Origin of the sequence: Streptomyces sp. NPDC046215, assembly GCF_040646215.1 — a bacterium.
GTDB classification, from domain to species: Bacteria; Actinomycetota; Actinomycetes; order Streptomycetales; family Streptomycetaceae; genus Streptomyces; species Streptomyces stramineus.
The window spans coordinates 94,028-108,650 of sequence record NZ_JBEYZW010000008.1 but is presented as its reverse complement, the minus strand read 5'-3'; the positions used below and the strand labels follow the sequence as shown (position 1 = coordinate 108,650).

General features: G+C 72.8%; 7 protein-coding genes and 1 tRNA gene. 5 read left to right on the top strand and 3 right to left on the bottom strand.

The window, feature by feature from the left end; genetic code table 11:
• Nucleotides 1–20 precede the first annotated feature (20 nt).
• Nucleotides 21–566 carry a DNA-binding protein gene (locus ABZ951_RS05925; RefSeq protein WP_344085097.1) on the bottom strand — a complete coding sequence of 182 codons (546 nt, stop codon included), beginning with the start codon at nt 564–566 and terminating at the stop codon, nt 21–23.
• A gap of 118 nt (nt 567–684) precedes the next feature.
• On the opposite strand from ABZ951_RS05925, the gene ABZ951_RS05920 reads away from it, so the two are divergent.
• Nucleotides 685–757: transfer RNA gene (locus tag ABZ951_RS05920), tRNA-Ala, on the top strand.
• Nucleotides 758–1,091: 334 nt separating this feature from the next.
• On the opposite strand, the gene ABZ951_RS05915 is transcribed toward ABZ951_RS05920, so the two are convergent.
• Nucleotides 1,092–1,625, bottom strand: a complete 534-nt coding sequence (locus tag ABZ951_RS05915) for an FABP family protein (protein ID WP_344085100.1) — start codon at nt 1,623–1,625, stop codon at nt 1,092–1,094.
• Between the two features lie 30 nt (nt 1,626–1,655).
• Nucleotides 1,656–3,062, bottom strand: a complete 1,407-nt coding sequence (lpdA, locus tag ABZ951_RS05910; protein ID WP_344085103.1) for a dihydrolipoyl dehydrogenase — start codon at nt 3,060–3,062, stop codon at nt 1,656–1,658.
• A gap of 184 nt (nt 3,063–3,246) precedes the next feature.
• Here lpdA and ABZ951_RS05905 point away from each other — a divergent pair, with 184 nt between their 5' ends.
• From ABZ951_RS05905 to ABZ951_RS05890, 4 genes are read left to right on the top strand one after another with little or no spacing between them, the layout of a single operon-like run.
• A complete protein-coding gene (locus ABZ951_RS05905; protein WP_344085107.1) occupies nt 3,247–4,626 on the top strand; it encodes an NAD(P)/FAD-dependent oxidoreductase in 1,380 nt (459 codons plus the stop codon).
• A 53-nt stretch (nt 4,627–4,679) separates the two neighbouring features.
• A complete protein-coding gene (locus ABZ951_RS05900) occupies nt 4,680–6,191 on the top strand; it encodes an acyltransferase domain-containing protein (RefSeq protein ID WP_344085110.1) in 1,512 nt (503 codons plus the stop codon).
• On the top strand, nt 6,188–12,226 hold the full coding sequence (locus ABZ951_RS05895) for an SDR family oxidoreductase (RefSeq protein WP_344085113.1): 6,039 nt from the start codon (nt 6,188–6,190) through the stop codon (nt 12,224–12,226). Before ABZ951_RS05900 ends, ABZ951_RS05895 begins: the two co-directional genes overlap by 4 nt.
• Entirely contained in the window at nt 12,223–14,619 is a 2,397-nt protein-coding gene (locus ABZ951_RS05890; protein WP_361279128.1) for a KR domain-containing protein, read from the top strand. Before ABZ951_RS05895 ends, ABZ951_RS05890 begins: the two co-directional genes overlap by 4 nt.
• Nucleotides 14,620–14,623 lie beyond the last annotated feature (4 nt).

Below are 14,623 nucleotides of genomic sequence, written 5' to 3'. Positions count from 1 at the left end.
CCGGCCCCTCCCCGGCACGGTCAGCTCTGGTGCGCCTCGTAGTGCGCGACCGCCTCGGCGGTCCGCCCGGCGCCGTACACCCGCAGGAACTCGGCCAGTTCGGGGTGGGTGGGAGCGAGGGTGTGGGCGGCGTCGATGATGTCGCCGGCGCCGGCCACCGAGCGCAGCAGCGACTGGATCTCGCGGACCACGCGCCGCACGGTGGGAGCGCCGCTGCTGGCGGTGGTCTGCGTGGAGTTGAGGACGGAGCCGCCGGAGCTCTTCTTGACCTCTTCCATGCGGTCGGCGGCCTCGGCGGCGGAGACGCTGCCGTCCGCGACCTGGCTGGAGAGCTCCTGCAGGGCCTGGACCCGCTGGACGACCGCGGGATTCCCGATCTTCGCCCGCTGACCGCTCATCAGCTGGGAGAGCATGGGCGCCGACAGCCCCAGCACGGAGGCGAGTCGGGCCTGGTTGAGGCCGAGGTCATCGATGAGACGGCGGAACAGCGCCCCCAGGGGCTCCCCGTACCAGCTCCGCTGCAGCTCTCGTGCGCGGGCGGTGGCTTCCTGCTGTGCTGCGTCCATCTCGCTCTCCCCTTCGCTTCGCTGCCGCGAATCTTGCGGTGCATCCTACGGAGAGTGGTGGGCCCCGGCGATACCCGGTCGGGAAAGAGCCCCACCACCGGGTATCCTGATCGGCGAAGGGGCCTTAGCTCAGTTGGTAGAGCGCCGTCTTTGCATGGCGGATGTCAGGAGTTCGACTCTCCTAGGCTCCACACTCAAACCCTCCCTGACCTGCGGAAACGCGGGTCAGGGAGGGTTTTTTCGCGCCCGTCGGCGGGGCGCCTCGGCGCAGTGCTGTGCGGCAGGTCGGTGCGGTGCGGCGGGGACGGCCACGGCCGCGATCAGGTTCGCCGAGCGTGGCGCCGGTGATCCGCTGCGCGGTGGCCCGGGGCCCGATGAACCTGTCGCGGTCGAGGGGGAACCCGGGGGAAGGGGAAACGGCCGCCGCGCGGGCCGTTCCGCTCCGCTCAGCAGTCCCGGGCGCCCCGGCCGGCCGGCGTCCTGGTGCACCAAGACCGCACCCGTACGGAGGGCGGGGCGCCCGCGTCAGGCACCTGGCTTTACCTGACCCAGCCGGGCCGAGAGGTGCTGGGCCAGGGGCTGGCCCACTGCCGCGGTCTCGTGTTCGTACGACAGGAATCCACCGTCCAGGGTGTACCGGCGGCGGCCCGACGTGACCTCTTTCGCGAGCGGGGTGCGGATCACCTCGGTGGTGGTCATCTCGATGACCGCGCCCGTGATCTTTCCCGTGTAGATCTCGGAGATCCCGGTCGGATGGCTGAGGAGGGCCTCCAGGTAGCCGTCGGGGGCCACGCGGATCCACCCCGTCTCCCGGCCGGACGGCCGCAGGGGGGCACCGTCCTCGTCGATCAGCCAGGCGTTCGCCTCGTAGTGGAGGAAAGGCCGTCCGTCGTGGGAGACGCTGATCTCCTGCTCGTACGCGAACCCTTCGGTGAGCGTGGGGTACGCGCCCCGCCCCCGGCCGCGCCAGACCCCCACGAACGCCTTCGCCGGGAGGAGCCAGGGGTGCAGGGCCGGGTCGCCGTGCGCGTCATGTGTGTCGGGGAAGGGGCGGGACAACTCGGCACTCTCCAGTCACCTGTCGGGTCATTACATGTTGATCATGTGTCCCGCGAGGCCGTGCACGGCTTCCTTGACGGCCTCGCCGAGCGTCGGGTGGGCGTGGATGTTCCGCGCGACCTCGTGGACCGTGAGGTCCCACTGCTGGGCGAGCGTCAACTCGGGGAGGAGCTCGGTGACCTCGGGGCCGATCAGGTGGGCGCCGAGGAGCTCGCCGTGCGCGCCGTCACTGATCACCTTGACGAAGCCGGCGGAGTCACCGAGGCCGTGGGCCTTGCCGTTCGCGCTGAACGGGAACTTCACAACCTGGACGTCGAAGCCCGCTTCGCGCGCCTGCGCCTCGGTGTAGCCGAAGCTCGCGATCTGCGGCTGGCAGTAGGTGGCGCGCGGGACCATCCGGAAGTCGATCTCCATGGTCTCCGCCGAGCCGATCGTCTCGGCCGCGATCATCCCCATGCTCTCGGCGGCGTGGGCCAGCATCAGCTGCCCGGTGACGTCACCGATGGCGAAGAGGTGGGGGACGCTGGTGCGGCCGCGTCCGTCGACGGCGACGGCGCCGCGCTCGGTGAGGCGCACGCCGGTCGCTTCCAGGCCGTAGCCGGTCACCCGGGGCGCGAACCCGACCGCCTGGAGGACCTTCGCGGCTTCGAGGACCTGCCGCGTGCCGTTCCGGGTGACGGTGACCCGGACCGGAGCCGAAGGGTCGGAGTCGTCGATGGACTCGACCCGGGTGGACGTGAGGATCTCGATGCCCAGCTTGCGGTAGTGCCGCAGCAGTTCCCGGGAGACGTCGGCGTCCTCGGTGGGGACGAGACGGTCGGCGAACTCGACGAGGGTCACCCGCACGCCGTAGTTGTGCAGCACATAGGCGAACTCGACCCCGATGGCGCCGGCACCGGCGATCACGATGCTCTCGGGGAGCTCCTCGGTGAGGATCTGCTCCTCGTAGGTGACCACGCGCGGGCTCAGTGACGTGCCGGGCAGCAGGCGGGTGGTGGCGCCCGTCGCGATGACGCAATGGTCGAAGGTGAGGGTCTCGACCGCTCCGGAGGCGAGCGTGACGTGGAGCGTGCGGTCGTCGGTGAAGGTGCCCCGGCCGTCGTACTCGGTGATGCCGTTCTTGCGCATCAGGTAGTGCACTCCGGCGACACGGCCGTCCGCGACCTTGCGGCTGCGCCGGAAAGCCGCCGCGAAGTCGAACCGGACCGGCCCGGAGGTCTCGATCCCGTAGGTGTCGGCCTGCTGCGTGACAATGTGCGCCAATTCCGCATTGCGCAGCAGCGCCTTGGACGGAATGCACCCCACATTGAGGCAGACCCCGCCCCAGTACTTCTCTTCCACGACGGCGGTCTTCAGCCCCAGCTGGGCGGATCGCACCGCTGCGGTGTAACCGCCGGGACCCGCGCCCAGAACTACGACGTCGAAGTGCTCGCTCATAAGCTTCAGCTTCTCCCGGCGGTGAAACTTCCTCAAGACCGGCTCCGAGACTACGTCAGGTCCGGGCGGCGACCTGACGTAATCTCCTTAATTCCTTGACGCAAGCCGGGACGCACTGCGTAGCTCTCCTGGAAGCCGCGGGACGCAGAGCGAGTCATGTGTCCGAGGCCGGGAGGGGGAGCTTATGTACGACGCGATTGTCACGGGTGCACGCATTTCCGGGTCGGCGGTGGCGATGCTTCTGGCCCGGCGCGGGTACCGGGTGCTCCTGCTCGACCGGGCCCGCTTCCCCAGCCCGACGGCCTCGTCCACGAACCTCATCCACCCGCCGGGCGTTCTCAGGCTGCGGCAGTGGGGAGTGCTGGCCGAGCTCACCGGACACACCGTGCCGGAAGTGCGGCGATACAGTCTCCAGAGCGGCCCGGTCCGCCTGGAGGCACCTCTTGAGGCCGTGTCGGACGGCGATCTGCGGGTGGACTACGCCCTGTCGCCGCCCCGGGCGGCGCTCGACCACGCGATGGTGCGGTGCGCGGTCGAGGCCGGCGCCGAGCTGCGCGAGGGAGCGTCCGTGCAGGGGCTGCTGCGCGATGACGACGGAACCGTCATCGGAGTCACCGGCACCTCCAAAGAAACGGGTTCCTTTTCCGAGAAGGCCGCGATAGTAATAGGAGCCGACGGGAAGAACTCGAAAATCGCCGAGCTCGTCGGCGCCGCCAAGTACCGCGCCGATCCGGTCCTCAGCAAGAGTTACTGGACTTACTGGGAGGGGCTCCCGCCGGAATCCCTGGTACGCACGTACCGGAGTAATAGGACCCATCCGTTCACCTGGCCCACGCACGATGGTCTGACCATTGTGGGGGTGGCCTGGCCGACGGCGGAATTTCCGGCCGCGAGCACCGGCGACGAGATCGACAAGAAGGTCATCGACGCTTTCGCGGGGGTCGACCCGGAATTTGCCGGAAAGCTCCGCGACACCCGCCGCGCGGACCGGTGGCTCACCGGCGCCGTACCCAATTTCCTCCGCGTTCCGCGCGGCCCGGGGTGGGCCCTGGTGGGCGACGCGTCCGCGACCCGCGACCCCATCACGGCCTCGGGCATCACCCACGCCCTGCTCGGCGCGGAGCTGCTGGCCGAAGCGGTCGGCGACGGGCTCTCCGGACGCCGTCCGATGGCCCAGGCCCTGTCCTCCTACCGGCACCGCCGTGACGTGCTGCTGGTGGACCACTACGACTACACCCGCGACTACGCCGAAATCGCCGACCACTCGCCCGAAGAGCAGGCGCTGATCGAGGCGATGAGCCGCAGCCCGCGCCACGCGCGCGGCATGATCGGGCTTTTCGCCACCGTCGTGCCGCCGGCCGAGTTCTACTCCCGGACCAACTTCCGCGACCTCTTCGACTACCTGAACGAGTCCGGCGGCCTGCCGGTGAAGATCCGGCTGCTGCGTCTGCTGCTGCACGGACTCCCCGGACAGCCCGCCGCCGCTGCCGCACTGGCGGACCGGCTGACCGCGGCCGGCCTCGGGCCGATGGGCCGGCTGCTGCTGCGCAGCCCGAAACCGTGAACCCAGCGGAGCGGCACGACGGTACGTACACCTTGCACGGAGGAAAACCAACGATGACCAAAACGGAGAAGGCCATGGGACCCGTAGTGCTCTTCCCTGGGCAAGGCGGTTTCGACGGTGCTGCGCTCAGCCGTGCCGACCAGACGAACCCGCAGGTCAGGGCCGTCTTCGAGAGCATCGACACGGTCTCGGTCGAGCTGTTCTCGCGGCGGGTGTCGGACGTCCTGCTGGGCGGGGAGCCGGTCGAGCTGGCGGAGCTCCTCAAAGACGCGCCCTGGGTGTCCCAGCTGGCGATCTACGGCGCTTCCCTGGCCGCTCACCGCATCCTGACCGACAGCGGCGTGCGCCCCTCCGCGCTCGTCGGCCACAGCCTCGGTGAAATCACCGCCCTGGTCGCCGCCGGCGCGTACTCCGTGGAAGACGGCGCCCGCATCGTGGTGCGCCGTACGGCGCTCGTCGGCGAGGCGAACTTCGCGGGCAGCTCGATGGCGGCCCTGTCGACGTCGCCGAAGCGGGCCGCGCACCTGGTGGGACTGGTGGAGCACCCGCTGCTCGCCGTCGCCACCGAGAACCACGACCGGCAGACGGTGCTGAGCGGTCCCCGCGAGGCCATCGCCCAGGTGCGCGCCGTCGCGGGGCAGCTGAAGATGGGCGTCGTCGAGCTGGACACCCCCTTCGCCTTCCACAACCCCGCACTGGCCAGCGTGGCCCCGCGGTTCGCCGAGTTCGTGCGGAGCGTCCCGAGGCGGCCCCTGACCGTGCCGGTGTACTCGCCGATCCTCCAGCGCTTCTACCAGGACGACGAGCGGCTGGACGACCACCTCGCCGGCCACTTCACCCTGCCGGTGCGCTTCGCCGCGGCCGTCGAAGCGCTGTACGAGCGCGGCGAGCGGGTCTTCGTCGAGGCGGGCGGCCGCGCCGGGCTGACGTCGCTGGTACCGAAGATCCTCCCCTCCGGGGCCGAGGTCACCGCGGTGGCCACGCTGGCCACCGGGCGTGACGGCGAACCGTCGCTGCCCGCGACGCTGGCGGCCCTGCGCCGCGCGGGGCTCGCCGACTCCCTGGACGGCGTCGAGGCCATCCGGTCGCACCTGGCGCCGGAGCTGTCGGACGAGGAGTTCGCGGAGGTCTGGGCGAGCGCCCGGCACGAGGTCGTGGACCTGGTGAACCGCAAGGTGGTGTCGCTGCGGAGCGCGCGGCGGACACCCGCCGCCGTGCCCGCCCCCGAAGCGGCCGCCGCGAAGGCCGCCGCACCGGCACCGGCACCGGCACCGGCCCCGGCCCCCGCGCCGGCCCGGGACGATCTCCTCGCCACGCTGCGGACGCTGTACGCCGAGGCGCTGGAGTACCCGGAGGAGGTCTTCACGCCCGACGCCCTGCTGGAGGCCGAGCTGGGCGTGGACTCGGTCAAGCAGGTCGAACTGCTCGCCCGCGCCTCGCAGCACTACGGACTGCCGGCGCGCGGCTCGAACTTCCGGCTGGCCGACTACGACACGCTGGACCGGATCGTCGGCCTGATCGAGGGCGAGCTCGGACGCCACCGGCTCGAAACAGCAGCCGCATGAGCCGGGCGGGGGATCTGGCGGGCAAGATCGCACTGGTCACCGGTGGCGCCAAGAACGTCGGCAAGGCGATCGCCACGACGCTGGCCGACCGGGGCGCCCACGTTCTGGTCAACTACTTCCATTCGCACGAGCAGGCCAAGCGCACCCAGGAGGAACTGCGGGCCCGCGGCGCCGAGGTGGACCTGCTCCGGTTCTCCGTGGCCCGCCCCGAGCAGGTCTCGAAGATGTTCGCGGAGATCGACCGCCGCTTCGGCAGGCTCGACATCCTCGTCAACAACGCGGCCGACGGCGCGCTCGTACCGGTGGACGAGGTCACCGACGACCACCTCGACAAGGCGCTCGACACGAACTTCAAGGGCGGCCTGCGGTGTGCGCGCGCGGCGGCTCCCCTGATGGCGCGCGGCGGCGGGGGTTCCATCGTCACCGTCTCCGCGCTCGGCGGCTCGTCGATGGTGATGGCCAACTACCTCGCCTGTGCCCCGGCGAAGGCCGCGGCCGAGGCCGCGACCCGCTACCTGGCCGTCGAGTTCGCCAAGGACAACATCCGGGTGAACACGGCGTCCGCCGGGATGCTGACCAGCGAGGTGGCCGACGCGTTCCCGGACGCCGCCGCCATGCAGGCCGCCGTCATCGCGGGCACCCCGCTGGGCAGGCTGGGCCGGCCGGAGGAGTTCGCCGAGGTCGTGGCGTTCCTCGCGTCGGAGCGGGCGAGCTGGATCACCGGCCAGGTGCTGCTCGCGGACGGCGGGCTGAGCCTGGGGGCACGCTTGCTGTCCCCCGCGCCGCCCTCGGCCGCGGACCGGGCGGACGCGGCACCGGCCCCTGCCGGGGAGGCGGCGGCCGGAAGCCCGGCTGCCGTGAAGCCGGCGGAGGGAAGTGCATCCGTCGGGGACCCGGTGTTCGAGGACTCGGTCACCGCGGGCCCGGTGTTTGAGAAGGCGGCCGACGCGGGCCCGGTGGTCGAGAACCCGACCGCTGTGCAGCCCGTCGCCGGTGAGCCGGCCGAAGAGGACTGGGACGACGAGATCGCCGTCGTCGGCATGGGCCTCGCCGTCAGCGGTGCCAGCAGCCCCGAGGAGTTCTGGCAGCTGCGGACGACCGGGCGCGAGCTGTTCATCGAGGTCCCCGAGGACCGCTGGGAGCGGGCGAACTTCTCCTCGTCCGACCGCACCGACGAGGACAAGTCGTACCAGGACACCTGCGTCTTCATCACCGACTTCCACCCCGAAGCGGCCGCCCTCCAGGGCCTGTCCGGCGCGCCGGACGAGTCCGAGCTGACCACCCTGTGGCTGCGTCACTCCCTCGTGCAGGCGCTGGACGGCGTCCACCGCAAGCAGGGCGACCGGTACTCCTTCCACGTCGGCTACACCGCCGACGGGAGCCAGCACCTGGAGGAGGCCGGCGTCCTCGCCTCGACCAGGCACCTCACCTCGGAGATCACCGCCGGGCTGGACATCGGGGCCGCGGACCGCGAGCGGCTGCTCGCCGGCGTCGACCGGGCCCTGTCCGGCCGCTACCACCGGGGCGCCGGCGGCGCGCCGCGCTTCCTGCCGCACCAGGTCGGGCGCGAGGCCATGTCGGGCGTGCTGCCCGAGGACACCCAGTTGCAGATGGTGGACACCGCCTGCTCCTCCTCCTTGTACGCCGTCGACATCGGCATCAAGGGCCTTCTCATGGGCAAGCAGGACATCGCGGTGTGCGGTGGGGCGTTCGCGCTCGCGCCGCGCGGCACCGTGCTGTTCTCCAAGCTCAAGGGCCTGTCCGAGCGGGGGGCCGTCCACGCGCTGGACACCGAGGCCGACGGGGTGATCTTCGCGGACGGCGCCGGCGTCGTCGTCCTGAAGCGGATGAGCCGGGCCAGGGCGGACGGCGACCGCGTGCTGGGCGTGCTCAAGGCGTTCGGTTCGTCGTCCGACGGCAAGGGCAAGGCGGTGTACGCGCCGAGTTCGGCCGGACAGAGCGTGGCGGTGCGCCGCGCGCTGGAGGCGGGCGGCATCGGCGGGGACGACATCGACTGGGTCAACGCGCACGCCACCGGCACCCCGGCCGGTGATCTGGCCGAGTTCACCACGCTCCGCCAGTACTACGGTGTCGGGCGCTCCGCCGCCGTCACCTCCAACAAGTCGCTGATCGGTCACACCGGTTGGGCGGCCGGGGTCGTCTCGCTGATCGAGTCGGTCCTGGCCCTCCAGGAGGAGACGATCCCCGGGCAGTACCGTTTCCGCAGTGCGCCCGACAGCTTCGAGATGAGCACGACGGCGCTGGAGATCTCCAGCGCCTCGCGCCCCTGGCCCGCCTCGCCGGACCGGAGCCGCACGGCCGCGATATCCGGCTTCGGCTTCGGCGGCACCAACGCGCACCTCATCCTGACCGACGCAAGCCCGACCGACGGGTCCCCGAAGTCTCCGGAGCCCCGGAATGCCGCGGCCGCGGCCGGTCTCCCGGCCTCCGAGCGGCAGCGGCCGCTCCCGGACACGGACCGCATCGCCGTCGTCGGCTGGTCCGCGAAACTGCCCGGGGCGGACAGCCCGCAGGACGTGCAGGCGTGGCTGTCCGGCGCCCACGACGTGGCGCCGACGTTCGGCGAGAAGTACCCGGCCCCGCCCTTCCAGCAGGTCAGGATGCCCCCGGCGACCGTACGGACCATCGACCGCTGCCAGTTGATGATCCTCCAGTGCGCCCACTCCCTGCGCGATCAGCTCCCCGACTTCTGGCAGGAGCACGCCGCGCGCACGGGCGTGGTCATCGGCCACATGGGGCCGACCCGGGCCGCGATGCTGTACGCGGTCCGCTGCTACCTCGACGACATCGAACGCTGTCTGCGCGAGGACGCCGCTCTGGGCGCCTCGCCCCACCTGACGGGCGTGCTGGACGGTCTGCGCGAGCGGGTGCGCTCGCTGGTGCCGCCGTCGAACGAGGACTCCTTCCCGGGCATGATGCCCAACGTCATCTCGGCGCGGGTCGCCAACTACTTCGACCTGCACGGCCCGAACATCACGGTCGACACGGGTCTCGCCTCGACGCTGTCGGCGTTCGCCACCGCGACGCGCTACCTGCGCAGCGGCGAACTGGACTTCGTCCTGGCCGGCGGCATCAACGGCAACAGCCTGGCCGAGTACCAGGACCTGCTGACCGAGGTCTTCGACACCCCGCCCGCCGAGCTGGCCGAAGGCGCCTTCCTGTTCGGCCTGACCACCGAGAGCCGGGCCCGCCGGGCGGGGCTGAAGGTGCTCGCGTACGTCGACGAACCGACGGCCGGGCGGCAGCGCGCGGCCGGCGGCGCCGACACCGTGCTCGACTGCGGCTCCGACGGAGATTTCGGGCGCTACCTCGGCGCATCCGGCGGCGCGGAGATCCTGCGCGCGCTCCAGCGGTCCGCCGGCACCACGGAGATCCGGTGCCACGAGAACGGGACCGACGCGGCCACCCGGCTGCTGGTGTCCGTGCCCGGCACCCCCGCCGAGGACGCCGGGCCCGACACGCTCGTGCGGCGGTACGTCACCTCGCTGCGGCCCGACGCGGGCGTGCCCACCGGCCCGGAGGGCACCGCCGTCCCGGACGGGGCACTGATCCTCACCGACCGCCGGGAGCTGGCCGAGCGCTTCGCCGGTCCGGCGGCCCGGGCGACCGTACTGAGCACCGAGGACGTGGCGAGCACCCCGCAGGACGTGCGGGCGGCCCTTGCGGCCCTGCCGGGCCCGCTGCGGCACGTCGTCGTGGTGAGCGACCTGTCGCGGAGCACGCCGGCCGCCACAGCCCTCACCTCGGACGCGGCCCCGGTGACCGCCCTGCACGACCTGGCCTTCCTCGTGCTCCAGCAGCGTTTCGAGGAGCTCGACGACCCGGCCGCGTCCGTGGTCTTCGCGCTGCTGGGCGCGGCGGCGGACGGCGTGCCGCACCCGTTCGCCGGGCTCTTCACCGGCCTGGTCAAGTGCGTGGACCTGGAACTGGCCGACGCCGACTGCTTCGCGCTGCTCACCCCCACCGGTGACGCGGCCGAGGCCGCGGCGCTGGTCGGCCGGGAGCGGGCCTGCGCGCGCGTCTTCCCCGTCGTGCACCACGACGGCGAGCGGCGCCTCGTCCCCGCGCTCACCCCGCAGCGGGCCGAGACGGGCGGCCACCGGCCGCTGGACCGCGACTCGGTGATCGTCGCTCTCGGCGGCGCGCGCGGCATCACCGCCGAGCTGCTGACCGCCGTCGCCGAGCGCTACCGGAGCCGCCTCTACGTCCTGGGCAGCAACCCCATCGACGACTATCCGGCCGAGGTCTTCGAGGGGAGCGAAGAGGAGTTCGCGGCGACCCGCGCCGCGTACATCTCCGGTCAGCTGCGGCAAGGCGGCGGAACGGTCGCCGCGATCAGCAGGCGTTTCGACCGGATGGTGGACGCGCGAGCGGCCCGCCGGAACCTGGCGCGGATGGCCGCCCACACCGGCGGGGGACGGGTGACGTACTTGCCGTGCGACGCCCGCGACGAGCAGTCGGTACGGGCCGCCATCGACACGGTCGCCGCGGAGCACGGCCGGATCGACCTGGTGATCAACGCGCCGGGCGTCAACCGGTCCGCGCTCATCCGCGACAAGGACTTCGCGGAGTTCCGCGGGATCCGCGACCTCAAGATCGCCGCACACCGCAACCTGCACCGCGCCCTGGCCGGTCGCCCACCGCGCATGTGGTGCGACTTCGGTTCGCTGCTGGGGTACTTCGGACAGCGCGGCGAGGCCGACTACGCGTCGGGCAACGACTACCTGGCCACCGCCGCCGCACACGCCGCGGCGACCACCGGGACGGACGAGTTCGTCATCGGCTGGACGCTGTGGGACGAGGTCGGCATGGGCGCCGACGAGCTGACCCGCGACTACTTCAAGCGGGCGGGCTCCTACAGCCACATGCCGGTCGCCGAGGGCATCGGCCACTTCCTGGCGGAGCTGGGCGCTCCCCGGCGGGTGGCGTCGACGGTCCACCTCGGCGAGGCCGAGCGGGCCACCGTCGAGAAGTTCTACCCCGGCTACCTGACCCGGACGGACCGGGCCGCCCCGGCCGACCGGGGCCGGTTCTACCTGCGGCGTGCCGTCGACACGGCGCCGCAGGACGGCCAGGACACCGTTCGCTTCGAGTGCCGGTTCGATCTCGACACGGACGCCTACCTGGAGCACCACCGCGTCCGCGGCATCGCCACCCTGCCCGGCACCTTCGTCACCGAGATGGCGGCCGAGGCCGCTCTCGCCCTGGTGCCCGGCGGCTGCGTCGTCGCCTTCGAGGACCTGCGCTTCCTGCACTTCCTCCAGGTGCGCCGTGACGTGCGGCAGTCCCCGAAGCGGATCACCGCCCGGGTCGTCGAGCGGATCGGCGACCTGACGACCGTCGCCGTGGACATCGCGCACGACGTGATCTCCCCCTCGGGGGTGCTGCTCCGCGCCGACCAGCAGCACTTCACGGCCCGCGTCCTGATCAGCTCCCGCTTCCCCGACGCACCGCGGTGGCCGGAATGGGAGGCGGCGGGGGAGCACCCGGTCGTCGACCCGTACCACGTCGCGTCGGCGCCGGTGCTGCTCACGGGCCCCTTCGAGGCGACCACGGACACCCGCAGACACCCGCGGGGCGCCCGCTCCACCTACCGGGCGCGGCTGGCGGCGCAGCCGGGCCCCTGGGAGTCGTTCCTGATGCCGGCGGTGCTGCTCGACGCGCTCGCCAGGACCGGGGTGCTCGACCCGGCCGACGGTCTGGTCCCGGTCGCGGCCCCGCTGTCGATCCGGCGCATCGACCTCTACCAGCAGGCCAACGACATCGAGCTGACCGAGCGGCACGGACAGCTGGACCTCTACGTCACCAACCCCGGATTCGCCGCCTCCGGCGGGGAGGGGCGCACCGAGAACCGTTTCGTCGCGGTCGCGCCCGGCGGGCGGATCGTCGCCCAGATGAAGGGCCTGGACGCCGTGGTGATCGGCCGGCTGGACCCGCGGACCGACGTGGTGCACCCCGGTGCCGCCGCCGGGTCCGCCGGGGTCCCGGCCGGGGCGGGCGGTCGCACGCGATGACACTGCTGACCGAAGCCGCCCCGGCCACCGGGAGCGAGGCCACGGAGGCCGACGGGACCGAGCCGGTCCACCGCATGCTGTGGCGCCTGGCACCCGCCGGCGCCGCGCGGCCGGCCCGTCCGCTCGCCGGCCGGACCGTCGTGGTCGTCGCCGACGACAGCGACGTGGCCGACCGGGTCCGCGCGGCGCTGCGCGCGCGGGGCGCCGAGGTGGCCGACGCCCCGGCCCGGACCGGAGCCGGGACACCGCGCGGGCCGGTCCCCGACACCATCGTCGACCTCACCCTGGCCGAGCCCTTCGCCCCGGGCGAGCAGGGGCAGTGGCACGACGCGCTGCTGCGCACGTTCGCGGTCCTGCGGCACTGCTACGCGCAGTGGAGCGCCGAGACGGCCGCGGACCGGCTCACCTACCTCGCCGTCACCTACCTCGGCGGCGGCATGGGCTACCACCCGGACGACGACCTGGCCCAGCCGCTGGGCGGCCTGTGGGCCGGGCTGGCCAAAACGCTCCACCGCGAACTGCCCAACTGCGCCGCCCGCGTCCTGGACGTCCCGCTGGCGGACGCCGGGCGGCTGCCCGAGCTGGTCGCCGACGAGCTGGGTCTGGGCGGGCTCAGCGAGATCGGGCACCGGGACGGCCACCGCTGGACGCTCACCCCCGAGGCGGCCGGACCCGGCCCCGCCACGCTGTCCTTCGACGCCTCCGACACGCTGCTCATGAGCGGCGGCGGGCGCGGCATCGGCATGGCCCTGGCCCGCCGCCTCGCCGCCGAGCACGGGATGCGCGTCGTGGTCACGGGCCGGGCCGCGCTCCCCGCGCCCGAGACCTGGGAGGACCTCACCCCCGAGGCCCTCCGGGAGCGGCGCCGTGCCCTGTGGGCGCAGCACCGCGACGGGCGCCCGGTCACCGAGATCCGCCGGGACATCGCCCGCGCGGAGAGCACCTGGGAACTCGTCGGGAACCTGCTGCGCGCCCGGGCCGACGGCCTGCGCATCGAGTACCGCTCGTGCGACGTCACCGACCGCGAGCAGGTCGAGGCGCTCGTCGCCGCGCTTCCCGGGCTGACCGCCGTCATCCACAACGCGGGCGTCGACCGGCCCGTCCGGCTCCCGGGCAAGTCCGACGCCGACATCGCGGCGGTCGTGGGCACCAAGGTCGACGCGTTCCTGCACCTCTTCAGGGCCGTACGGGAAAGGGAACTCAAGGTCTTCTGCACGGTGGGCTCCCTCACCGGGCGGCTCGGCGGCATGGTCGGCCAGTTCGACTACGCGGCGGCCAACGAGTGCCTGGCCCGGCTCGGCCTGTGGGCCGGGCGGCAGGCTTCCTTCCCGGTGATGACACTGGCCTGGCCCACCTGGGCCCGGCTCGGCCTGATCGCCAACTTCGAGGCCAGCCTGCGGTACATGGCCGCGATGGGGGTGGCCGACGGCCTGGCCCACTGGCACGCCGAACTGCTCGCCGGCACCCGCGGGGAGATCAGTTTCGTCGGCCCGCTGGGGCAGGCGCTGGACCCGGTGCAGGCGGTCAGCTACCCCGTGGCCGAGTGCCTGCCCGGCTTCTCCGACACCTACCCGAAGATCTTCCACCTCGGTGCGCCCGCATACTTCAGGGCGCATGAACGGCTGGTGTCCATGGTCGAGTTCGACCCGGACACCACTCCGGCCGTGGGCGACTTCACCGTGCACGGCGAGCCCGCCGTGCCGGTGGGGCTGCTCCTGGAGAACGCCGTACGGGGAGCCGAGTGGATCGTGCCGGAGCACCTGCCCCGGCAGGTGCTGCTCGCGGTGGAGGACCTGTCGGTGCCCTGGGCGCTGCTGCGCGCGGGTGCGGACGGGCGGATACGGCTGCGGCGCGAGGTGCGCGGCGCGGACGTGGACGGCCGGTGGTGCGTCGAGGTCACCTTCCACCGGGCCGGCTGCGAGCAGAGCGGCCGGGTCCGGCTGGTCTTCGGCAGCCCGGGCGGCCCGGCCGGCACCGGAGCGCCGCAGTCGGCCGTCGGACCCTCCGGCGAGGCCACCCTGTTCACCGGGGCGCCGGTCCTGGAGTGGCGCGGCCTGGCCGTACCGCTCGCCGCCTGGCGCCAGGAGGGCGCCCACCGGATTGTCACGGAGGTGGGCAGCTGCCACCCCGGCGACCTGTGGGCGGTGCCGCAGCCGCCGCCGTGCGCGGTCCCCGTCGCCGCGATCGAGAACATCGTGCGGGCCGTCTCCGAGCGCATCCCCGGGCTGCCCTGCACCCCGGACCCGCTGACCGTGCACCGGATCTCGGTGTGCGGCCCGGTGCCGGCCCGCACCCGCATCGCCGTCGACCCCGCCCTCGGGGTCTGGCGGATCACCGACGCCGCCACCGGCGCACTCGTGGCCGTGCTCCACCGGCCTTGCCACGCCAACTGACCGA